This window comes from Promicromonospora sp. MS192 (genome assembly GCF_049532985.1).
In the GTDB taxonomy this organism is placed as follows: Bacteria; Actinomycetota; Actinomycetes; order Actinomycetales; family Cellulomonadaceae; genus Promicromonospora.
The window spans coordinates 1,604,406-1,625,101 of sequence record NZ_CP186693.1 but is presented as its reverse complement, the minus strand read 5'-3'; the positions used below and the strand labels follow the sequence as shown (position 1 = coordinate 1,625,101).

Genomic DNA, 20,696 nt, shown 5'->3' with positions numbered 1-20,696 from the left:
CAGCTCAGTCGACCACTCGGTCCGGTACTCCCATCATTCGGGTCAGCACGGCGTCGAGAGCACGGGTCGGCAGCAGCCGTTTGAGGACAGGAGTCGCCCGAGCGCCGGGATCCACGAAGTACCGGGGGCGCGGGCGGCGGTCCGTCAGCGCTCGCTCGACCACAGCCACCGTCCGCTCGGCCGGGGCGCCCCTCGCTGCCAGCCGGGCGGCAAATCGGTCCGCCGCGTCCATGGCTGGCCCGTACGCCTCCTCGGCGGTAACGCCCATCCGCTCCCCGTCCCGGGTGAGGTCCGCAGTGCCGATCATCCCGTCGGCCTCTTGCGGCGCGGCGAGGGTCATCTGCCCCGCGGTGCACGTGAGTCTGATGAGTATTCGATGAGCGTCGAAGTGCTCCAGCAGTCCGTCGTCGGCCGCCAACTCCTCGCCCGATCCCCAGGGCAGCATCGTTCCCAGCTGCCGTCGAAGGGGGGGGCGGGGTGCTGGCCTGTACGGCGCGCCGGCACCCCGCCCTCATGTCACCTCCCGGCGGGCCGCACCACGCGGGCCGAGCCGCCACCGAGCCGCACCGGCTCCGCCACCGCTGTGAGCAGCCCGTCCGGGCCGATCTCGATGGCGGTCGCCGCACCGATCGCGTTGGCGGTCGGCACGAGCGTGTGCCCGTAGGCAGCCAGGCCGGTGCCGTAGGCGTCGACGTACGCCCGCTCGGCCGGCGTCCGCGTGCCGTTCTGCGGTGCCGCCCGCGGCGCAGCGATGGTCTCCTGGATCGTCATGCCGAGGTCGATCCGGTTGAGCAGCATCTGCGTGACGGTCGAGATGATGTTGGACCCGCCCGGCGAACCCAGCGCGAGCACCGGGCTCCCGTCCTGCAGGACGATCGTGGGTGCCATGGACGAGCGCGGGCGCTTGCCGGCCTCGATCCGGTTCGGGTCGTCGGCGTCGTACACGATGCTGAAGTCCGTCAGCTCGTTGTTCAGCAGGAACCCACGCCCGGGCACCACGATCCCCGACCCGCCGATCTGCTCGATCGTCAGGGTGTACTCGACCACGTTCCCCCACCGGTCGACCGCCGTCAGGTTGGTCGTCGACGTGCTCTCGGTGTCCTCCGGCACGGTGCCGGGAGCGGCAGTGCCGTCGCACACGCCGTCGTACGAGCGGGCGTCACCCGCGGCGACCGGCTTGGGCGCAGCGGCCTGCGGGTCGAGCAGGCAGGCCCGCTCCTTCGCGAACGTGTCGTCCAGGAGAGCGTCGACCGGCACGTCCACGAAGTCGCCGTCACCCAGGTAGGCGGCCCGGTCCGCGAACGCCAGCGCGCTCGCCTCGAAGAAGTGGTGCCGCACGGCCACGTCGTCCAGGGGCGCCAGGTCGAACTGCTCCATGATGTTCAGGGTCTCGCCCACGGCGGTGCCGCCCGACGCCGGCGGCGCCATCCCGTAGACGTCGTACCCCCGGTAGGAGAAGACCGTCGGGTCGCGGTCCACGACCTCGTACGCCGCGAGGTCCTCCGGCGTCATCGAGCCGGCCGGGACCGGCAGCGTCGTACCGGGCGCGACCGGCGGGGCCTGGACCGCTCCCGCGATCTCCTGCGCCAGCTCGCCCTCGTAGAACGCCTCGACACCCCCGGCCGCGAGCGCCCGGTACGTCGCGGCGAGGTCCGGGTTGCGGAACACCGAGCCGACGGCGGGGGCCTCGCCGTCCGGCAGGAACAGGTCGGTCGTGGAGGTGATCGCCTCGAAGCGCGCCTGGTTGGCCACGGTCTGGTCGTGGAAGAGCTGGTCGACGACGAAGCCCTTCTCCGCGACCGCCGTCGCCGGCCGGAGCGCCTGACCCAGCGTGGTGGTGCCCCACCGCTCCAGCGCGCGGTCCCACGTGGCGGGCGTACCGGGCACACCAACGCTGACGCCGCCGGTGACGAGATCCGGGTAGAAGGGGTACGGCTCCCCCGTCGCCGGGTCGAGGAACGCGTCGGGCCCGACGGCGGCCGGCGCCGTCTCACGCCCGTCGATGGTCTCGACCTCGCCGGTGGACGCGTCGTAGTGCACGAAGAACCCGCCACCGCCGATGCCCGCGCTGTACGGGTCGGTCACGCCGATCGCCGCGGCCATGGCGACGGCGGCATCGGTGGCGTTGCCGCCCTGGCGCAGCACCTTCAGACCGATCTCGGACACGACCGGGTCGAGCGAGCTGACCGCGCCGCCGTACCCGATCGACGTCGGCACCCGGGGCGGTACGTGCTGCTCCACCTCTCCACCTCCGCTCGTGGCCAGGGGATCTGCCGGGCTCGCGGCACCGGACGCGCTCGCGGCTGCCACGCCGGTCAGCGCGAGCGCCAGCGCGCCCGCGACGGTCGCAGAACGGGCGACGAATCTTCTGCTCATGGAGCAAGTCCTCCTGGGTGTGCGTAGCGGCGTCCGGGACCGGACACCATGTCTATGACGCACGATTCACCCCGGAGGTTGCGCCGCACGGCCGGAAGTTCGCGATCACCGCGACCAACATCGGCCGGATGCCGGCATCCCCGGGACGAACCAGCGTCCTGCACCGCCAGGACGTCAACGCCCTGCCACCACGATCCGCGCCAGGTGCTGCCGCAGAGAGGACCCGTCGGACTCCGCAGTGACCCATGCCAGCCACTCCCCCGCCACGGCGATCTCGACCACCCTGCCCTCCAGCCGATACGCCCGGCCGTCGAGAAGCAGGTACCCGGTCCCCGCGTTGTCCTGCGTGCTTGTCCACACCACAGCCCGGCCCTCGACGTCGATCTCCCCTGCCTCCCCGTCCAGCTCGACCAGCGTCATGGCCCCTGTCTCCCGGTCGAGCACGTGAAGGTCGCCCGCCACGCCCCACGCCAACAGGGCATCCGACGCCGCCATCTCCGTCACCATCTCGAGCGGGTAGCCGCCAGCCGGCGCACGTTCCACGGGCACCTGCCGGACGCCGTCGTCCCTACGATCGGCAAACTTGATCCCGGTGCGGACGTTGACCGCCGCCCACACGACCCCGTCCGGCGCAGTTGCGAACGCGGTAGAGCCGATGGCCAGGGTCTCGGTCGCCCCAGTCGCTAGCGGAACCCGCACCTGCTCGATCTCACCCTCGTCCGTGAGCCGCTGCAGGTGCACGTACGCGCCACTCAGCGCGATCCGGTACCCCACCGGCACCGGCTCGCCCGATGACTCCAGAAGCGTGCGCACCTCGGGGTTCCGCACGTCGTCGACGACGCGGACCGCCCAGGGCGACGACTCGCTCTCGCGCGTCGCCACCTCCAACCAGGCGACCCGGTTGCCCTGCCGCGCGACGTCGGGGACCTCCGCGCGGTGGCCGTCGACGGTGCCGTTGACGGCCACCGCGCTGATCTCGCCTCCGGCAGTACGCAGCTCCAACGCCATCTCCGGGTCGGGGTAGCCGTCACCATCGTCCGGTCCTGGGGCCACCTCGGTGAGCGTCATGACCGAGCCGTCCGCCGCTAGCGTGTCCGTCAGAGCGCCGCCCGCCGTCGGCTCACCGACGCCGACGACCACTCCCTCCTCCACGGCACCCGGCGCGGACGCCACCTCGATCCTGGACACGCACCGCCCATCCAGCCAGGGCGGGGTCTCCAGATCCGAGGTCTCGCCGGGGCAGTCACCAAGCAACGGCTCGGCGTCGCCGTCGGGCCGCTCCAGGCCCACGAGCGAACGGAACCACTCGCTGCCCGGCAGCGCGACCGGGCCCACGCCCGGGAGCGAGACAGGGCCGGCCAGGAAGAACGCCACCAGGAGGGCCGCCACGCCACCGAGCACTCCCTGCGCGGTGCGTCGCCTGCGCAGGGCGGTCCGGCTCGCGCCGAGCGTCTCCGCCGCGTCACGGTGCGGCACGGGGATGTCCGCCAGGTCCGCGCGCTCCAGGATGGTACGCAGGTTCTCCAGTCCACGTGCATTCGCAGACTTCACCGTCCCCACCGACCTCCCCAGCTCATCGGCGACCTGCGCCTCGGACAGGTCCAGCAGGTGCCGCATGACCACCACCCGGCGCTGCTGCAGCGGGAGCTGCGCCAGCGCCTGCACCAGCTCGGCTCGGACCGCGACGCGGGCGGCGTGGTGTACCCTGGACCAGGTCCTCGGCCCGGTCCGGGTCGCCGCACAACAGGAACGCGGTGCGGAAGAGGTACAGGCGGGCGTCACCGACGAACGCGACGAACTCCTGGTCCTTGGAACGGACCACACGGACCTCGGCCCGCTCCGGCATGTGGATGCTCATGTCCCCCATGACGCGTCCCCTCCCAGGAAGGTTCAGCCGATACCCCGAACATCGTGGTCGACGACCCGGATCCTAGGCTGACGGCCAGTTCGCCGCGGAGCTGCCAGGTCCCGACCTGGAGCAAGGACCCCGAAGTCGGAAACGTGACCCGCGTGGCGCGGTATGGATCGGCGACGTCGATCGACCGTGCAGCGAGCACCTGGAAGCACGCGATCCGACGACGGCATTCGGGTCTGCACATCCGAGTCACCTGTCCGTGCAGCAGTCCCGCGTGACGTATGCCACGAAGTGGTGTGACATTTCGTCACTACCCCGCGCGACCGGCGGACAGGACGCTGATGGCTATGAAGTTCGTCGACCTCGTACTGAGCTTGATCATCGTGCTCTCGGCGACCGTGGTCATTGCCTACGTCTCGCTGTACTACGGCGATTTCGGACTGCTGAAAACACTCCCGGATGATGTCTCAGACTTCTTCATCACCAACAACGCCCTACAGCATCTGGCACTCGGTCTCCTGATAGCGGCCGTTGCGGCGAAGTTCCCTACCGGCCGCGCGATCAGACGGCACGACACGCACAATCGAACCTGATGATCGAAACCATGTGCAAACAAGAGACACCGACCATCGGTCACATGCGGCGGCTCGCGATGCTGACGGCAGTCGCCACCATCGCACCGTTGTGCGTCTTGGGCGTCGCCCTTACGGCGAACAGCTGGCTGGAAGGACTGATCATCTCGGCCTGCTTCCTGCTCACACTGGGCTCGCTGCGCGAGTGGAGTCTGGACGAGTATCCGCGCCATTCGATCTTGGCACTCGGTGTCACAGGGGCGTCGTGGGCAGTCGGCGCGTTCACCGTCGCCAGCCCCCTCGGCTTCGTCCCGCTATCCCTCGCCTGCGCACTCATGGTCGCGCGAGCAAGACGACGGGCGCTGTGGGTCCTCATCTCAGCGCTCAGCGTTGCGGGCATCGGCGCCACAGTGTTCGTGCTGCATCCGGTGACGCTCGAGCTCGCCGCTGCGTACGTCGCCACGCCGCTGGTCGGCACTTTTTTCGTGGCCGGCGTGATCCTCGTGAGCGAGCAGGCGTGGTTGGTCGCTCGCCGGCTCGAACTCGCCAAAGACACGGAGGCCCAGTTCGCCGTGGCGCGCGAGCGCATTCGCTTCGCGGGCGACTTGCATGATATCCAGGGCCACTCGCTGCACATCATCAAGTTCAAAGCTGAGCTGGCGCACAGCCTGGTTCACAGCGAGCCCGAACGAGCCGAGGAAGAACTGAACGAGATCAGGCGACTAGCCAGAGAGACAATCGCTGAAACCCGATCCCTCACGTACGCGCGTCATGAGCTGAACTTGGCAACGGAGATCGAGAACGCGAAACGACTGTGCGAGGCTGCAGGCATCTCAGTTGGTGCACGCAGCGACCTCGATCCGGGTGCCGTGGCACATCCGCTGCTTGCTCAGGTACTTCGCGAGGCCACTACAAACCTCCTCCGGCATGCACGTCCGACCACGGTCCGGATTGAAGCATCGACGACAGCAGTAGCAGTCACGAACGACGGGGTGCTCGACAGCAGCTCGACACCGCTGCGCGGGCTCGCCCGCCTTCGCGAGCGCCTCGAGGCGGCGGGCGGAACACTGCGCATCGCGCGAGAGAGCAACACTTTCGAAGTGAGAGCACAGCTGGTTCCGGGTGGAGGCAAGGAATTAGGGCATGACTGAAAGCCGCCCGATACGGATCGTTCTGGCCGACGACGAACATCTTCTGCGCACCGCACTGGCCGCTCTCCTACCCCTGCACGGAACGATCGAGGTCGCGGCTCAGGCCACGGATGGCGCAGAGGCCGTGGCGCTGACGCTCGCGCACCGACCGGATGTCCTGGTCATCGACCTCGAGATGCCCGGAACGGACGGCCTCGCGGCGACTGTCGACATACGAAAGCAGATACCTGAGCAACGCGTCCTGATGCTCACCCGACATGCGCGCCCTGGCGTCCTGCGTCGTGCACTCAAGCTCGGCGTGACGGGCTTCATGAGCAAAAACGCCGAGGCGCACGACATAGCCGAGGTCGTTCGACAGGTACACGCGGGACGGCGTTGGATCGCACACGAGGTGCTGGAAGCCTCGGTCGTCGACGATTCGCCTCTGACGGATCGCGAGCTCGATGTACTTCGTGAGACGCTCGAGGGCTACTCGGTCAAGGACATCGCGCGGAAGCTCTACCTCGCACCGGGCACGGTTCGAAACTATCTCTCGAGCGCGATGCAGAAGAGCGGGACCTCTAATCGTCATCACGCGGCGCGCGTTGCTCGAGACCGCGGCTGGCTCTGAGAGATTCAAGCTGTCCGTTCCAGGATTCAAGGATCCGGCATGACATTTGTCATCTCTTCGGATGATCCTCGGCACTGCCAGCAATTGTCTGCCCCATCGATGCTGGGAATGTCAGAGTCGCAGGGTGACAGAGCTCGCCGTCGTATCGGCGAAGAGCCCCGTCAGCGACCACCTTCCAGATGAACAGGACAGTAATGCCGATGGACAACTCCCGAATCGACGCCGGCGACGGCGTGCTCGCCGCGCGGCGAGAAGGCGAATCGCGCGCGAATGCCGTTCCACCCGGAGTCGAGTATCACCGCGTCCTAGCCGGAGACGAGCGACGGATCGGACGCGGCATCCTTGCGATCGTGCTCCTCGTCGGTGGCATGTGGGCGGCAATCTTGGGGTTCTCCGTGCTGGCGCACTGGCTGGACGGAGTGATCGGGACGCCGGACACTGCGCCCGGCCGCGGACCCCTCACGCCAGCACTGCATGCCTTCGGACTGGTCGGCAACGCAGTGCTGCTGCCGTGGGCCATGGTCATCCAGCGCTGGTTGTATGGAGTGCCGGGCGCGTCGCTGCACTCCGTCTTCTCCCGCTTTCGGTTCGATCTGCTGACACGCGCGTTGCTGATCATCGCCCCCGCTTTCGTCGTCCTCAACGTGGTCAGCAACTACGTCCTGCCTTCCGAGTCGACCGTCTGGGTTCAGAACGACCTTCTGTGGATCTTGGCGGCCACCCTTGTTCTCATGCCGCTGCAGGCAGCTGGCGAAGAGTACGGACTGCGCGGCCTAGTATTCCGCGTGGCCGCCAGCTGGGGCCGGGGCCCGCGTGTGTCGTTGTTTCTTGGCATCGCGGTCTCCGCCGCGGTCTTCGCCGCCTTCCACCTGGCAGGAGACCCGTGGCTCTACATCTGGTACTTCGTGCTCGCTGTCTCCACGGCCCTCATCACATGGCGCTCCGGAGGCATCGAGATCGCAGTAGCCATCCACGTCGCCTTCAACACCCTCAGCTTCGTCTTTGCGATCGCCCTGAGTACCGACCTGGGCGCGGGCATCGACCGCTCTACAGCGAATGCGGCTAACGGCATCGCCTTGATCGGTCCCGCGCTGGTGGTAATCGCCACCGCGATCGTGGTGTGGATTCGCACCCGCGCAACCGGCCCCGTCAGGACGCCACTGACTAGCTAAAGTCCACTGTTTCGCGTGGATCTCGCCGCCAATGTCCAGCGAGATCCACGCGGCCATTCGACGATAGACGATGACGACCGATTCGGTCATGAAACTCCCGATGCCCGAAGCCGCCCGCGTGGGCCATCCACGGAGTCCCTTCGGAACTGGAGCAGTAGTCCCAGTTCTCGCCCAACAGCTCTTCGATGCCTGAATATCTGCGGATTCTGCGGGCGCCCATCGGCGCCGTGCCGTCTACGTGCCACTTTCACTGAAGTTTCCGCGCCAGCGCGCACGCTCTGGGGCGGATCGATCCAGATCAGGATACGCCGGCCTGTCCTCGTCGCTCGGGTGCTAGGGCCACTGGGCGCGCCGCTCGGATGGCAGGTCGCTTCTACCACCTGGCGCGTCTGACGCCAGTCCTCGACAGGCGAGAGGGTGGGGCACAGGTGGAGCGTTGCCCTACTTCACTTGTACTTCTTGTTCACCTTGATCGGCGACTGGAGATCGTCGTACTTGCCGACGATGCCCTCCAGCTTGAGGTGCTCGAGCAATGCTCGGTCGGCATGAGTATTCGGGATCCGCGGCTTGTCTCGACCGACTTCGGCCAGCTTGGGGTAGTCACCGCTGAGTGCCTGCAGGATCGTGAAGAGCTGATCGCGGCCAAGCGAGGCGAGGTGAGGTTCGAGCAGCGGCACGATGTACCGCGCGTCGACACCATCGAGCGCCATCTTCTCCACGACGGCCCGCGGGAGTGCCGTGCTCTCGGAGGCCCGTCGCCGCGACAACCTCGTCATCGCCGCAACAGGGTCAGAGCTCGGATTCGAAGCCCTGTGCAGGTCCATCTGGAGCTTCTACTCGGACACCGCGCACGAAGATCGAATCCGTGCCTTTTCCATCTGGTCGGGCTGGCCGTCTACGAGCAGGACGCATTCCACGAATTCGTCGCGGACGTCGACGACCTGGCGCGCATCCTTGAGTCGGCCGCCCTTCGTGATGGCGCCACGCCGACGCCGGCGGAACAGCAGAGCATCATTGCCACCTCGTGCCTGCGAGGACTGCTGCTGCAGCGGCTACTGACCCCAAGCGCCGAGATCGATGTTCAATCCCGAGCGGGCGGAAGTAGTCACGATCTGACGGACCGGTCGAAAGGGACCTAGGGCCAGTGGGCCGCGTCGGCCTGTCAGTCCGCCGTTCCGCTCGCGGCTTGCTGGGGAGGCACGGCCAGTATGCCGCGCGGTGTCGCTTCACCGGCCAGATAACTGTCGAGGGTCTGTCGGCGTTGCGCCAGGCGCTGCTCCTGCCGGGCAAGTTCGTCACGAACCTCGCGAACCCGCGTGAGAAGTGCTGAACAGTCCGTTTCCGTGGGCGTGTATCCGGCCAGCGGAAGGCTGTCGCGAATGACCTGCGAGGACAGGCCCGCGCTGAACAGGTCTTGGATGAAGGCGACTTGTTCTACCGCGCTCGGCTCGTACTCCCGGTAGGTGTTGGCCCTACGGCGGCTTTGCAGCAGGCCCTGTTGCTCGTAGTAACGCAGGGAGCGACTGCTCACGCCCGTGACCGCGCTGAGTTCCCCGATCCGCACCGCGCTTCTCCGAACATCTCCGATGTTGACCTTGACACTGGTGTCACAGTTTAGCGTTCGGGGCACGGCTACCGCACCGCGGGTAAGAGGCTAGACCGCGGTCGTGGCCGGTGCCCACCTACCGCCTTCAAGAAAGAGTGACAACATGCCCGAACCAAGCGGGACGACAGCCCACAAGTCGGCCGGACTGCGCAGGCGCCGCGTTCTTGTCACCGGGGGCAGCAAAGGGGTCGGGCGCGCCGTCGTCTCCCGGCTCGCAGCCGCCGGCGCGACGGTCGTCGCGGCGGCCAGAAAGGATCCCGGGAACCTGCCGCCCGCAGCGCACTTCGTCTCAGCCGACCTCAGCACAGCAGACGGCTGCGCCGAGCTGGCGACCGCCGCGACCGATCTGCTCGGCGGGATCGACACACTGATCAACAACGTCGGTGCCAGCACCCCACCACCCGATGGGCTGCTGTCGGCGTCGGACGACATCTGGGAACAGACGCTCCAGCTGAACCTGCTGGCTTCGGTCCGTCTGGATCGCGCGGTGCTTCCCGAGATGGTCGCACGAGGCAGCGGCGCGATCATCCACGTCACGTCGGTGGGCGCCTACTTCCCGGTCGGCCCCGACGCCCCCTACCAGGCGGCGAAGGCGGCGCTGTCGACCTACAGCAAAGCACTGGCCAATGAGTTCTCCGGGCGCGGCATCCGCGTCAACAGGATCTCCCCCGGCCTGATCGCCAACGACTCGGTCTCCGCGCTGCTCGCACGATCCACCCACGGCGCCCCCGACGATCCCGGTGCGCAGATGCTCGAACAATGGGTCCGCGGCATTCCGCTGGGACGCCCCGGACAACCTGCCGAGGTAGCCGACCTGATCACATTCCTGGTCTCCGACCAAGCCGTCTGGATCACCGGCTCGGACTTCCGTATCGACGGCGGCTCATATCAGGCCGTGTGACCGATGGCACCGGTCATCGGAGCATTCGCGACGTTTCCTCTTGCTGATGCCATCGACCGTACAGGCCCGCCAGGTGATCGGCTCGGCTCCTCCTCTTCCGGTGTGAATGCTTCGTTGCGCGCGACGGCGAAGTTCCCGCCCACCTCGGTGCCCCCGCCGAAGGTGTAGACCGCACCGTCGTGCACGGCCGCGGCCAGACCACCACGGGCCTCGGGCAGCGGGGCGACCGTCTCCCACTCGTCGGTGGCCGGGTCGTACACCTCGACCGTCGCGACGTTCTCCTGGACGGCGGAGCCGTCCTCGGCCAGCGAGAACTCCCGGCCGCCGATCACGTAGATCCGGTCGTCGACGACCGCCGACGCGGCGCTGTTCCGCAGGGTCGGGGCAGGAGCGAGTCGGGTCCACGTTCCGGTCGCCGGGTCGAACATCTCGTTCCTGTCGCTGTCGACGTGGGTCGTGAACGTCGTGGCGTCAGGGGTCTCCCGGACCCGCCCGCCGATGACGAACACCTGGTCCCGCACGCTCTCGATCACGAACTCGGCACGCGGTTCCGGCAGGTCGACGCCGGTGGACCAGGTGTCGTCGTCCGGCGAGTAGACGAAGGTGTCCGGCTCTGCCCGCCACCGGGGGAACCCGCCGCTGAACCCGCCGACGGCGTAGAGGGAGCCGTCCGCCTCGGCCAGGCCGATGTGGTGCCTGGCCTGCGGCAGCGTCGCCAGCCGCTGCCAGGCGTCGGCGACCGGGTCGTAGGCGTCGAAGTGGGCGGACACCCCGGTGTTGGGGTTGAGGAGTCCCCCGGCCACGTAGATCAGGTCGTCGACGACCTCGGGATAGAGCTCCTGCCTCTCCAGAGCCATCGGCGCACGTTCTGAGCTGTGGGACAGGCACGACGTGGCGTTCCGCCGTCGGGGCCGCAAGCGCATCAGCCATCCCGAGCTCGGTCTGATCGATGTCAACTGCCTCAACTTGTTCAGCGAGGACGGCCGGCAGCGCCTGCTCTGGTTCACCCCGACACCCCGGCACGGACAGCGCCGAGCTGCTCGACCGGTCTAGCGGCCCCCCGGGGACGACACAAGGGCCATGAGCCGCTGCAGCCTCTCGGAGCTCTCCGTCCCGCGCAACGCGGTATACACCGACAGGCGATGGTGTCGCTCCGGGTCGGCCAGCGACTGGTAGTTCAGCTTCAGCGCACCGACCTGCGGATGCACCAAGCGCTTCACCAGTGGCGGGATCGCGACCTCGTGCCTGTGCCATACCTGCCTGAACTCCTCGCTCTGGTCCAGGAGCAGCTCCACGAAGTACGCCGCCCGGGACCCCGGGCCGCGCAGCGTCGCGACCTGACGCAGCCCGGACACGAAGACCCGGGTCAGGAACACGTGGTCCTCACGCGCATACAGCTGCCGCGTGGCCGGATCGACGAACCACCGGTAACCGACACTACGCGCCGGCCCGCGATACGACGTGCGGTCCCCGGTGAGCGCGACGTGCAGCGGATTCTGGTAGAGGGTCTCACCCAGCTCCGTGCTGATCTCGGCAGGCACGTCGCCGATACGGTCCACGACGTGCAGCAGACCGGGGCTGACCTGCGGGCCGTCCGAACCACGCAGAGGAGCGTTCAGTCCAGCCAACCGGAACAGGTGGGCCCGCTCGTCCACGGACAGCCGCAGACCTCGCGCGATCGAGGCGACCATCTGTTCCGACGGCGAAGGCCCACGCCCCCGTTCGAGCTTCGTGTAGTAGTCCACCGACATGGTGCACAGCTGGGCCACCTCCTCGCGCCGCAGCCCACTGGTCCGACGTCGTGCACCACGCACGATCCCGAAGTCCTCCGGCTGAAGCGCCGCTCGTCGCCGTCGAAGGAAATCGGCCAGCCCAGCCCGGTCGATCATCATCCTTGGTCCCCCGTGTCGTCCCATACCAGCACCGGTCCGTCTGTACCGTCTCCGCTCGTGCCGTGTCAGCACGATCGATCTCGCACACCCTGCCCGGGCTCCAGGCGCGGCCGGCCCCGGCCTCGATCGTGACGTGCGGGAACGCCTCGAACCGCACTGCCCCATGCCCCGCCGGCGCGCAACGCCGGACAGACCACGGTACGAGGCCTGAGCAGCCCGATCGCGTCCGCGACCGGATCACTCGCCGGCGGCACAGGCACGGAAGTAGACGACGCGTAAGGAACTGCGGACGGCACGTTATGGATCCTAGCCGTGCACGCGCTCAGGCTTGCCCTGCACCCGCACCTCGATCGCCACCGGCGACACGAGGCGACCTCCGCGTCAGCGGCCACGAGATCGCCGCACGCCTGACCAACACCGGCACCCCGGTCAAGGAATGGCTCGGCGTCGCTCCGACCGGCGCCTCGTTCGAGATCACCGAGTACGCCCTGTACCGCGTCCGTGACGGACGGTTCGTCAACATGACCAACCTCCAGGACACCGACACCGCCAGGGAACAACTGAACAACTGACCGCCAACGCGGCGCACCGGTCCGGACAGGTACTTGCTAAGGGCGGATCGTCAGGCCCTGAATAACGCGGTCCACGTCAACCACAGTAGAGCTGACAGCCTGACTTCTAGGAGTGGACCAATGCCACGCAAGACCATCGATATCGTGATCCCCGATCTGTCGGGAAAGCTTGCCGTCGTCACCGGCGCCAGCGACGGCATGGGCCTGGGTATGGCCGCGCGCCTCGCAGCGGCCGGGGCCGAGGTGATCATGCCCGTGCGCAACCCGCGCAAGGGAGAAAACGCGATCACCACGATCCGAGAGTCCGTGCCAGGCGCGAAGGTCTCGCTGCGGGACCTCGACCTGTCCTCGCTCACGTCCGTCGCCGCCCTCGGTGACACGTTGCGCGGGGAAGGGCGACCGATTCATCTCCTGATCAACAACGCGGGCGTCATGACCCCACCGAACCGACAGACCACGGCCGACGGGTTCGAGCTCCAGTTCGGCACGAACCACCTGGGTCACTTCGCACTCGTCGCGCACCTGATGCCGCTCCTACGGGCCGGCCGCGCGCGGGTGACCTCGCAGGTGAGCATCGCCGCCAACCAAGGTTCGATCAACTGGGACGACCTGAACTGGGAGCGCAGCTACGACGGGCAGGGCGCCTACAGCCAGTCGAAGATCGCGGTCGGGCTGTTCGGTCTGGAGCTCGACCGGCGCAGCCGGGCGGGTGGCTGGGGTATCACCAGCAATCTCTCGCATCCTGGGGTTGCCCCGACGAACCTGCTCGCGGCACGTCCAGAACTCGGTCGTAGTGAAGAGGTACCGTCCCGGAGAATGATTCGCTTCCTGTCCGAGAGGGGCATCTTGCTCGGGACGGTCGAGACGGCCAAGCTGCCCGCGCTCATGGCCGCCACGGACCCCAACGCCAAGCCCGGGGGTTTCTACGGCCCGAGCTGGCCGGGTCGCGTCGGAGGGCCGCCCGCCGAGCAGAAGCTCTACTCGCGGCTGCGCAGCACGGACGAGGCTGCACGCGTCTGGGACGTCTCCGAACAGCTGACGAAGAACACCATCGGCGCCGTCTGAAGGAAGGCCCCGGACACCGCACGCCATCTGCAGCATCATCGAGGAGGTGACCGTGGGCAGGCAGTGCATCAGCACTGCCTGCCTGCCCGCCCCACCGTCCGCGTGCGAGGTCAGGCGGGAGCGAGAACCGCCTCGATCAGGTGCGGGCCGGGCGTGGCGACAGCGTCCCGGAACTGGTCGTACAGCTCCTCGACGGTCGTCGCCCGGCTTGCGGGGACGCCCATTCCCGTGGCGAGCGCTACGAAGTCCAGTGCCGGGTCGTCGAGGTTCATCAGGCGTGTAGCCGCGCCGTTGTGCGGTGCCCCGACCCGTTCCAGCTCGGTGCGCAGGATCGCGTAGGAGCGGTTGCTGAGGATGACGGTGGTGACGTCGAGGCGTTCGCGCGCCTGTGTCCACAGTGCCTGGATCGTGTACATGGCGCTGCCGTCCGCCTGCAGGCAGATCACGGGCCGGTCCGGGCAGGCCACCGCGGCACCGGTGGCGACGGGCAGCCCTTGGCCGATCGCGAGGCCGGTCAGCCCGAGGATGTCGTGCGCGGGTGCGCCTGACAGTGTCTCGTTCAGGTTCACCATGCCTGAGGTGACCGACTCGTCGCTGATCACGGCGTCGGGCGGAAGGAGCGCGCCGATGACGGGCGCCCAGTTCGACGGCGTCAGGACGCCACTGCCGGTCTCCGGCCGCCTCGGCGCGGCGGGCTCGGGTTCGACGCCGTCCGCCACCAGACCCGCGAGACGGACGAGGGCGTCCTCGACGTCGATGTCGGTGCGCCCGCCCAGGACCATCCGGTCGGCGGCGTGGGGCGCGGGCCGGCTGTCGACGCCCGGGTAGGCGAAGGCCGGCACCGGGACGCCCGTACCGGCCAGCAGCAGCAGCTCGGTGCCGTGCAGCTGCCGCGCGATCGCCTCCGACCGGTAGGCGAGCGGTTCCACGGCAGGTACGCCGGCGCCCTGACGGCGGCGGGCGGGCCACAGCTCACCCAGCAGGCGGGTGCCGGTGGCTCGTGCGATGCGGGAGGCTGCGCGGAGCCCGGGTTCGCCGAGCGCCCCGCCGCCCAGGAGCAGCACCGCCCGCCGCCCCGACCGCAGCGCGACGGCCGCGTCCACGATGGACTCGTCCGACGCCACCGAGGTGGCCGGGCCGTTCACCGCAGCGGCGTCCCGCGCTCCGGTCGACCAGGACACGTCGGCCGGGACGACAAGCGTGGACACCCGCCCCGAGGTTCCTGTCGCCACGTGCGCGGGATCGTCGTCGGCGGGAGCCCAGGCCGCGCGGCTGGCGGCCACCGCCGCGACCACTGCGGGTCCGACGTCGTCGACGCCGGCTATCCTGCGCACCGCCCGCGAACAGGTCGCGGCGAGGGCGATGATGTCGGACTCGAGCGGCGAGTCGAGCGCCTTGTGGTCGTCGGTGTGGTCGCCGACGACCACCACCTGCGGGCTGTGCGCGCGCCGGGCGTTGTGCAGGTTGGCCACTCCGTTGGCCAGACCGGGCCCCAGATGGAGCAGGGACGCGGCCGGGCGCCCGGTCATCCTGGCGAAACCGTCGGCCGCGCCGGTGGCGACCCCTTCGAAGAGACACAGGATCCCCCGCATCTGCGGCACCGCGTCCAGAGCGGCCACCGTGTGCATCTCTGACGTGCCCGGATTGGTGAAGCACACGTCGACCCCCGCCTGGCACAACGACCGCAGCAACGCCTCGGCGCCGGTGACGGCGCCGGCCGCCGGACCAGGGGGCGGCGTGAGCGACGACGAGCTCACTGTCCTGGATCGCGACCGGGTGAGCAGCGACTCGGAGCGGGCGTCGTCGACCGACGCGTCATTCATACGACGGGGCATGGTGTCTCTCCCTGGTGGCGGGTAGGGCGTGCGCGACCGGCCGGCCCGCCGGGTGGCCGGCGAGCGCTCCGGGGCGCCGGGTCAACGGAGCGTCTGTGTACCGATGACGGACAGGACCTGCAGCTTCTCGTAGCTCTCGGAGCCGGGAACAGCGGTGTAGACCATCAGGGCGTGGGCCTGGTCGGGATCGACCAGCCGCTGGCAGGTGAGCTCAAGGGCACCGACCTCGGGGTGCACGAAGTGCTTGACCTCGTGCGGCCGGATCCCGATCTCGTGCTCGTCCCATACCCGGCGGAACTCCTCGCTGCTGCCCAGCAGCAGGTCAGCCAGATACGCCGCCCGGGAGTCAGGGCCGCGCAACGTGACCAGCCCTCGTAGACCCGCGGCGTACATCCGGGTCATGAAGGCGTGCTGCTCGGGCGCGTAGAGATCCCGCGCCCCCGGGTCGGTGAACCACCGGTATCCATTGCTTCGCGCCGGCCCCGTGAACCGGGTCGTGTCCCCGGTCAGCGCCACCCCCATCGGAGTCTGCCGCAAGGTCTCGCCCAGCTCCGTGACGATCTCCGCGGGAGTGTCCTCCAACCGGTCGAGGATCCGCAGCAGCCCCGGGCTGATGTGCTCGCTCGACGAGCCCCGGGCCGGCGGGTTGTGCCCGGCGAGCCGGAAGAGGTGGTCCCGCTCGTCGATCGACAGGTGCAGGCCCTGCGCGATCGACGCAAGCATCTGCAGCGACGGCTGCGGTCCACGCTCCCGCTCCAGGCGGGAGTAGTAGTCCGCCGACATGTTGCACAGTGTCGCGACCTCCTCCCGCCGCAGCCCGCTGGTGCGACGACGCTGCCCACGCGGCATACCCACGTCCTCCGGCTGCAACGCCTCACGCCGACTCCGCAGGAACCCGGCCAACCCCGCACGATCGATCACGACACTCCCCCTTCTGAGAGTTCCGCCTCGTTCCTACCTTGTGCGGAGCACGGTAGCCACGGACTGACAAGCCCCCTCTACCGCGCGGAGCAGTCGCCCCGGAACCTGTTGGATAGACCTCTGTCGATCCGATGACCATTGAACGAGTGACGAAAGAGGACACGATGCGTGCTGTCCGGTACGAGGCTTATGGCCCGGCGGAGGTCCTCCGCACGGTTGAGGTCGAGGTGCCGCAGGTGGGCCGTACAGACGTAGAGGTCACCGTGGGTGGTGCGAGCGTCAGCGGCGCCGAGATACCTGTCCGCAGCGGGAACCTCAGGCGAGTTGTCCGCCAGCGGATGCCCGCCGGCACCGGTGTCGACTTCGCGGGCACGGTCACGTCGGTCGGACCAGCCGTGACACGGGTTTCGGCCGGCGACACCGTGTGGGGCGTCATGCCGCACCTGACGTTCGGCGCGGTCGCCGAACGAGTCGTCGTCCCGGAGCGGTGCGTGGCACCAGCACCCAGCAACGTCTCCGAGATCGAGGCGGCCGCTCTCGCTTCCTCCGGCACCACCGCACTGCATGCGCTCATCGCCAAGGCTGACCTCCGCCCAGGTCAACGGCTCCTGGTCCGAGGCGCGACCGGTGGTGTCGGTGTCGTCGCCGTTCAGCTCGGCGCGACGCTCGGAGCACATGTCACAGCCCTGGCCCGTGCCGACAGCCTCGACTGGATCCGCAGTCTCGGCGCGGACGAGGCCCTCGACTACCGGACCACGCGGCCGGAAGACCTCGCCACGTTCGACGTCATCGTCGACCTGGTCGGAACCGAGCTCCGCGCATTCCGCAGGCGCCTCGTCCCGAAGGGCGTCATGGTGGCGCTCGCCCTCGACTCACGACGCCCCATCCGCTCCGCGCTGGCCGTGGCCGTCGACGGGCTCGACCGGAGGACACGGCTGACAGCGTTCAGCAACGACCCGACGCCCGCCGACCTCGACCGCCTGCGCGGGTTCGTCGAGTCCGGTGCGATCCGCCCGATCGTCCACGACGTGCTCCCGATGCATGAGATCGTTGCCGCGCACCACCACCTCGCGCAGGGTGGGGTGCGCGGCAAGATCGTCATCGACGCCAGGAGCCGCTAGGCCGCTCAGGTGGTTCCGCTGCTGGTCGTCGCCTCTCGGGTGCCCGGGGCCGCCTGCGCGGTGATCGAGCCGAGGAGCGCGAGCCGCTCGGCGGACGCGGTGCCGGGCTGGGCGTGGTAGACGACGAGCATGATGCCGTCGGTGCCGGCGACCGCGAGCTTCTCGCGGTCCAGACGGAGCTGCCCGACGGTGGGGTGGTCGAAGGTGACCTGGGCGCCGGCGCGCTCGGCGACGTCGTGCCGCGCCCAGAGCCGGCGGAACTCCGGGCTGGCCAGCGACAGCTCTCCGACGAGCTCGACGACCCGCGGATGGTCGGTGCCGTGGCCGACGGTCCTGCGGAACCCGGCGAGCAGGACCGCCGCGGCCCTCTCCCAGTCCTCGAAGAGATCCTGCTCGGCCTCGTCGAGGAACACGTCCCGGAGCCGGTTGCCACCGGCGATGAGGCGTGGGGAGACGGCTGCGGCCAGGGGGTTCGCGGCCAGGACGTCGAGGTAGCGCCCTTCGGCAAAAGCCGGGAACGGGAGCTCGTCGATGAATCGCGCGGTGCTGGCCGGGAGAACCTCTCGGCGGGGCCTGGGGCGTTTCCGGCGGGGTCGTTCGGCGGCGAGGCTGAGCAGGTAGCTGTCGTCGTCGAGTTGGAGAACGCGCGCGATCGCCTCGAGCACCTGTCCGGAGGGGTTGCGGTCCCGCCCTTGCTCGAGGCGGAGGTAGTACTCCGCGCTGATACCCGAGAGCATCGCGACCTCTTCACGACGAAGGCCGGGCACGCGCCGCACACCGAGGACGGGGATGCCGACCTGTTCGGGCGTGACGAGCTCGCGGCGGGCCCGGAGGTACTCGCCCAGTGTGTTCGGCTCGTCGTTCATGTCACCCACGGTAACCGCGCTCACCGGACGGAGGGTGTGCCCTGTCGCTACCAGTGTCACCAGGTATCTGGGTAGCGGTCGGCAAGGCGATCAGGATCGTGATGTCGCTCGAGGTTCACGTCACGGAAAGGGCTTCTCATGGCACACGTTCTCGTCACGGGCGGGTCCGGTTTCATCGCCGGTCACGTCATCACCCAGCTCCTCGCCCAGGGGCACACGGTGCGCTCCACCCTCCGCTCGGCCCGCAAGGAGGACGCCGTCCGCACGGTGCTCCGCGACGCCGGAGTCACCCGCGAGGAGGCACTGACCTTCGTCGAGGCCGACCTGATGAAGGATGCCGGGTGGGCGGAAGCCGTCGCCGGCACGGACTACGTCATCCACGTCGCCTCCCCCGTCCGCACCGGTCGCGTCAAGGACGAGGAGGACGTCGTCGCGCCCGCGCGCGGCGGTGCCCTCCGCGTCCTCCGCGCCGCCCGGGACGCCGGGGTCAAGCGCGTGGTGCTGACTTCTGCGTTCCACGCCGTCGGGTTCGGCCACGGCCGCATCGACCACGTGTTCACCGAGGACGACTGGTCGCCGCTGAACGGCCCGGGTGTCGACGCCTATGGGCGTAGCAAGATCCTCGCCGAGAAGGCCGCCTGGGACTTCGTCGAGCAGCCCGGCAACGTCCTGGAGCTGACGACGATCCTGCCGGTCGCGGTCATGGGCCCGGTCATGGGCGAGGACGTCTCCGGCGCGAACCACATCGTCCAGAACAGCCTGAGCGGCGAGATGCCGGGCTACCCGAACATGTTCGTGCCCGTCGTGGACGTGCGGGACGTCGCCGCCGCGCACGTCGCCGCGATGACCGCGCCCGGTGCGGCTGGCGAGCGCTTCCTGGTCGGCACCGGCGAGCCGGCGATCGCGATGAAGCAGATCGGCGCGATCCTCAGGCACGAGCTGGGCGAGAAGGCAGACAAGGTGCCGACCCGCACGATCCCGAACTTCGTCGTCCGCCTGACCGCCGTGTTCCGGGACGAGTTCAAGCCAGTCGCCGCGGACCTGGGCTACGTCAAGCGGATCTCCAACACCAAGACCCGCACCGTCCTCGGCATCACCCCGAGGCCGGCCCGCGAGGCAATCGTCGCTGCCGGACGCAGCATGGTCGACCGGGGACTGGCCGGCTGAGCCCGGAGACATCCCATGGCAGACAACAGCCTCCCCCGGACAGACACGCAGTTCGCCGTCGGTTTCGTCGGCCTCGGTGACCAGGGTCTGCCCATGGCCACCGCGATAGCGGCGAGCGGGTACGACCTGCACGTGTGGGCCCGCCGCCAGGCTTCGCTCGACGCCCTCGATGACACATCCCGCATCGAGCACCCGAGCCTCCGCGCCCTCGCGCGGGCGGTCGACATCGTGATTCTCTGCGTCCGCACCGACGACGACGTGCTCGTCCTCCTCACCGAAGAGCTTCTGCCCGCCACGCGGCCGGGAACGATCATCGTGAACGTCGGCACCGGCACCCCCGGCAACGCCACCCGCGCCGCGGAACTGTGCGCCCGGGCCAGTGTCTCCTTCATCGACGCCCCCGTCAGCGGTGGACGCATCGGCGCCGAGGCGCGCACCCTCACCACCCTCGTCGGCGGCTCGACCGAAGTGTTCGACGCGGTGAAGCCGCTGTTCGACAGCTACTCCGCCCACGTGCTGCACTGCGGGGGCCACGGAGCCGGACAGCTCGTCAAGCTGTTCAACAACACCCTGCTCATGATGAACCAGGCCGGCATCGCCGACATCATCAACCTCGCCACCCAGGCGGGCATCGACCCGATCGCGCTCGCCGAGGCCCTCAAGCTCGGCAGCGGCGCCTCGGAGGCCCTCGTGCGCACCCCCACGAACAGTCCTGTCAGCCTGTCGGACACGGCCGCGCACCTGTCGCAGGTGGAGCTGCTCGACATGGACCTGTTCGACCAGGCCATGACCGAGGCCGGTATCGACGCGGCCGAGGCCACCGCCCGCGGGATCGCGGGAGCGTCCGCACTGGCCCGGGTGGTCGCGCTCCTGAACCCCGAACCCGCCACGACCGTGCAAGGAGGACGTGATGAGTGACGATGCCGGCGAGATGATCCAGCTGATCCTCCGCGAGCAGGCCGGATAACCGCCACGCTGCACTGGCCCTGCTCCGCCGGTCACCGGCGGGTCCGC

General features: G+C 69.0%; 22 protein-coding genes. 12 read left to right on the top strand and 10 right to left on the bottom strand.

Annotation, left to right across the window (positions count from 1 at the left end):
- Positions 1–4: 4 nt before the first annotated feature.
- The 3 genes from ACO229_RS07265 to ACO229_RS07255 form a co-directional block, all read right to left on the bottom strand.
- Entirely contained in the window at positions 5–445 is a 441-nt protein-coding gene (locus ACO229_RS07265) for a hypothetical protein (RefSeq protein WP_423464349.1), read from the bottom strand.
- A 71-nt stretch (positions 446–516) separates the two neighbouring features.
- A complete protein-coding gene (gene ggt / locus ACO229_RS07260) occupies positions 517–2,376 on the bottom strand; it encodes a gamma-glutamyltransferase (RefSeq protein ID WP_423464348.1) in 1,860 nt (619 codons plus the stop codon).
- Positions 2,377–2,550: 174 nt separating this feature from the next.
- Positions 2,551–4,041, bottom strand: coding sequence for a sigma factor-like helix-turn-helix DNA-binding protein (locus tag ACO229_RS07255; RefSeq protein ID WP_423464347.1), 1,491 nt, complete (start codon positions 4,039–4,041; stop codon positions 2,551–2,553).
- 537 nt (positions 4,042–4,578) lie between these two features.
- Here ACO229_RS07255 and ACO229_RS07250 point away from each other — a divergent pair.
- From ACO229_RS07250 to ACO229_RS07235, 4 genes are all read left to right on the top strand, one after another.
- Positions 4,579–4,824 (top strand): hypothetical protein, encoded by a 246-nt coding sequence (locus ACO229_RS07250; protein ID WP_397414658.1) that lies wholly within the window; start codon positions 4,579–4,581, stop codon positions 4,822–4,824.
- Entirely contained in the window at positions 4,824–5,954 is a 1,131-nt protein-coding gene (locus tag ACO229_RS07245; protein WP_423464346.1) for a sensor histidine kinase, read from the top strand. The genes ACO229_RS07250 and ACO229_RS07245 overlap by 1 nt, the downstream gene beginning before the upstream one ends.
- Positions 5,947–6,564, top strand: a complete 618-nt coding sequence (locus ACO229_RS07240) for a response regulator (RefSeq protein ID WP_423464345.1) — start codon at positions 5,947–5,949, stop codon at positions 6,562–6,564. Before ACO229_RS07245 ends, ACO229_RS07240 begins: the two co-directional genes overlap by 8 nt.
- Positions 6,565–6,764: 200 nt before the next feature.
- Positions 6,765–7,736 carry a lysostaphin resistance A-like protein gene (locus ACO229_RS07235; protein WP_423464344.1) on the top strand — a complete coding sequence of 324 codons (972 nt, stop codon included), beginning with the start codon at positions 6,765–6,767 and terminating at the stop codon, positions 7,734–7,736.
- Between the two features lie 446 nt (positions 7,737–8,182).
- Here the strand turns inward: ACO229_RS07235 and ACO229_RS07230 are convergent, their stop codons facing one another.
- A complete protein-coding gene (locus tag ACO229_RS07230) occupies positions 8,183–8,560 on the bottom strand; it encodes a hypothetical protein (protein ID WP_423464343.1) in 378 nt (125 codons plus the stop codon).
- Between ACO229_RS07230 and ACO229_RS07225 the strand changes: the two genes are divergently transcribed.
- Positions 8,549–8,875 (top strand): hypothetical protein, encoded by a 327-nt coding sequence (locus tag ACO229_RS07225; protein WP_423464342.1) that lies wholly within the window; start codon positions 8,549–8,551, stop codon positions 8,873–8,875. The genes ACO229_RS07230 and ACO229_RS07225 overlap by 12 nt on opposite strands.
- A gap of 23 nt (positions 8,876–8,898) precedes the next feature.
- Here the strand turns inward: ACO229_RS07225 and ACO229_RS07220 are convergent, their stop codons facing one another.
- Positions 8,899–9,300: a MerR family transcriptional regulator gene (locus tag ACO229_RS07220; RefSeq protein WP_423464341.1), complete on the bottom strand. Its 402-nt coding sequence runs from the start codon at positions 9,298–9,300 to the stop codon at positions 8,899–8,901.
- 145 nt (positions 9,301–9,445) lie between these two features.
- On the opposite strand from ACO229_RS07220, the gene ACO229_RS07215 reads away from it, so the two are divergent.
- Positions 9,446–10,243 (top strand): SDR family oxidoreductase, encoded by a 798-nt coding sequence (locus tag ACO229_RS07215; RefSeq protein ID WP_423464340.1) that lies wholly within the window; start codon positions 9,446–9,448, stop codon positions 10,241–10,243.
- Here the strand turns inward: ACO229_RS07215 and ACO229_RS07210 are convergent.
- On the bottom strand, positions 10,231–11,100 hold the full coding sequence (locus ACO229_RS07210; RefSeq protein ID WP_423464339.1) for a Kelch repeat-containing protein: 870 nt from the start codon (positions 11,098–11,100) through the stop codon (positions 10,231–10,233). The genes ACO229_RS07215 and ACO229_RS07210 overlap by 13 nt on opposite strands.
- A 34-nt stretch (positions 11,101–11,134) precedes the next feature.
- Here ACO229_RS07210 and ACO229_RS07205 point away from each other — a divergent pair, with 34 nt between their 5' ends.
- Complete coding sequence (locus ACO229_RS07205; protein ID WP_423464338.1) at positions 11,135–11,296, top strand: hypothetical protein; 162 nt, start codon at positions 11,135–11,137, stop codon at positions 11,294–11,296.
- Here ACO229_RS07205 and ACO229_RS07200 read toward each other — a convergent pair.
- Positions 11,293–12,132: a helix-turn-helix transcriptional regulator gene (locus ACO229_RS07200; protein WP_423465275.1), complete on the bottom strand. Its 840-nt coding sequence runs from the start codon at positions 12,130–12,132 to the stop codon at positions 11,293–11,295. The genes ACO229_RS07205 and ACO229_RS07200 overlap by 4 nt on opposite strands.
- 302 nt (positions 12,133–12,434) lie before the next feature.
- On the opposite strand from ACO229_RS07200, the gene ACO229_RS07195 reads away from it, so the two are divergent.
- The gene (locus ACO229_RS07195) at positions 12,435–12,707 is read left to right on the top strand and encodes an ester cyclase (protein ID WP_423464337.1); all 273 of its coding nucleotides are present in this window, start codon (positions 12,435–12,437) and stop codon (positions 12,705–12,707) included.
- A gap of 120 nt (positions 12,708–12,827) precedes the next feature.
- Positions 12,828–13,772 (top strand): SDR family oxidoreductase, encoded by a 945-nt coding sequence (locus ACO229_RS07190; protein ID WP_423464336.1) that lies wholly within the window; start codon positions 12,828–12,830, stop codon positions 13,770–13,772.
- Between the two features lie 110 nt (positions 13,773–13,882).
- Here the strand turns inward: ACO229_RS07190 and ACO229_RS07185 are convergent, their stop codons facing one another.
- The gene (locus tag ACO229_RS07185) at positions 13,883–15,607 is read right to left on the bottom strand and encodes an acetolactate synthase large subunit (protein ID WP_423464335.1); all 1,725 of its coding nucleotides are present in this window, start codon (positions 15,605–15,607) and stop codon (positions 13,883–13,885) included.
- An 81-nt stretch (positions 15,608–15,688) separates the two neighbouring features.
- Positions 15,689–16,528, bottom strand: a complete 840-nt coding sequence (locus tag ACO229_RS07180; protein WP_397432598.1) for a helix-turn-helix transcriptional regulator — start codon at positions 16,526–16,528, stop codon at positions 15,689–15,691.
- Positions 16,529–16,659: 131 nt separating this feature from the next.
- Between ACO229_RS07180 and ACO229_RS07175 the strand changes: the two genes are divergently transcribed.
- Positions 16,660–17,649, top strand: a complete 990-nt coding sequence (locus tag ACO229_RS07175) for an NAD(P)-dependent alcohol dehydrogenase (protein ID WP_423464334.1) — start codon at positions 16,660–16,662, stop codon at positions 17,647–17,649.
- Positions 17,650–17,654: 5 nt separating this feature from the next.
- On the opposite strand, the gene ACO229_RS07170 is transcribed toward ACO229_RS07175, so the two are convergent.
- On the bottom strand, positions 17,655–18,515 hold the full coding sequence (locus tag ACO229_RS07170; RefSeq protein WP_423464333.1) for a helix-turn-helix domain-containing protein: 861 nt from the start codon (positions 18,513–18,515) through the stop codon (positions 17,655–17,657).
- A gap of 138 nt (positions 18,516–18,653) precedes the next feature.
- On the opposite strand from ACO229_RS07170, the gene ACO229_RS07165 reads away from it, so the two are divergent.
- Entirely contained in the window at positions 18,654–19,682 is a 1,029-nt protein-coding gene (locus ACO229_RS07165) for an NAD-dependent epimerase/dehydratase family protein (RefSeq protein WP_423464332.1), read from the top strand.
- A 15-nt stretch (positions 19,683–19,697) separates the two neighbouring features.
- Positions 19,698–20,600 carry an NAD(P)-dependent oxidoreductase gene (locus tag ACO229_RS07160; protein WP_423464331.1) on the top strand — a complete coding sequence of 301 codons (903 nt, stop codon included), beginning with the start codon at positions 19,698–19,700 and terminating at the stop codon, positions 20,598–20,600.
- The last annotated feature ends 96 nt before the right edge of the window (positions 20,601–20,696 follow it).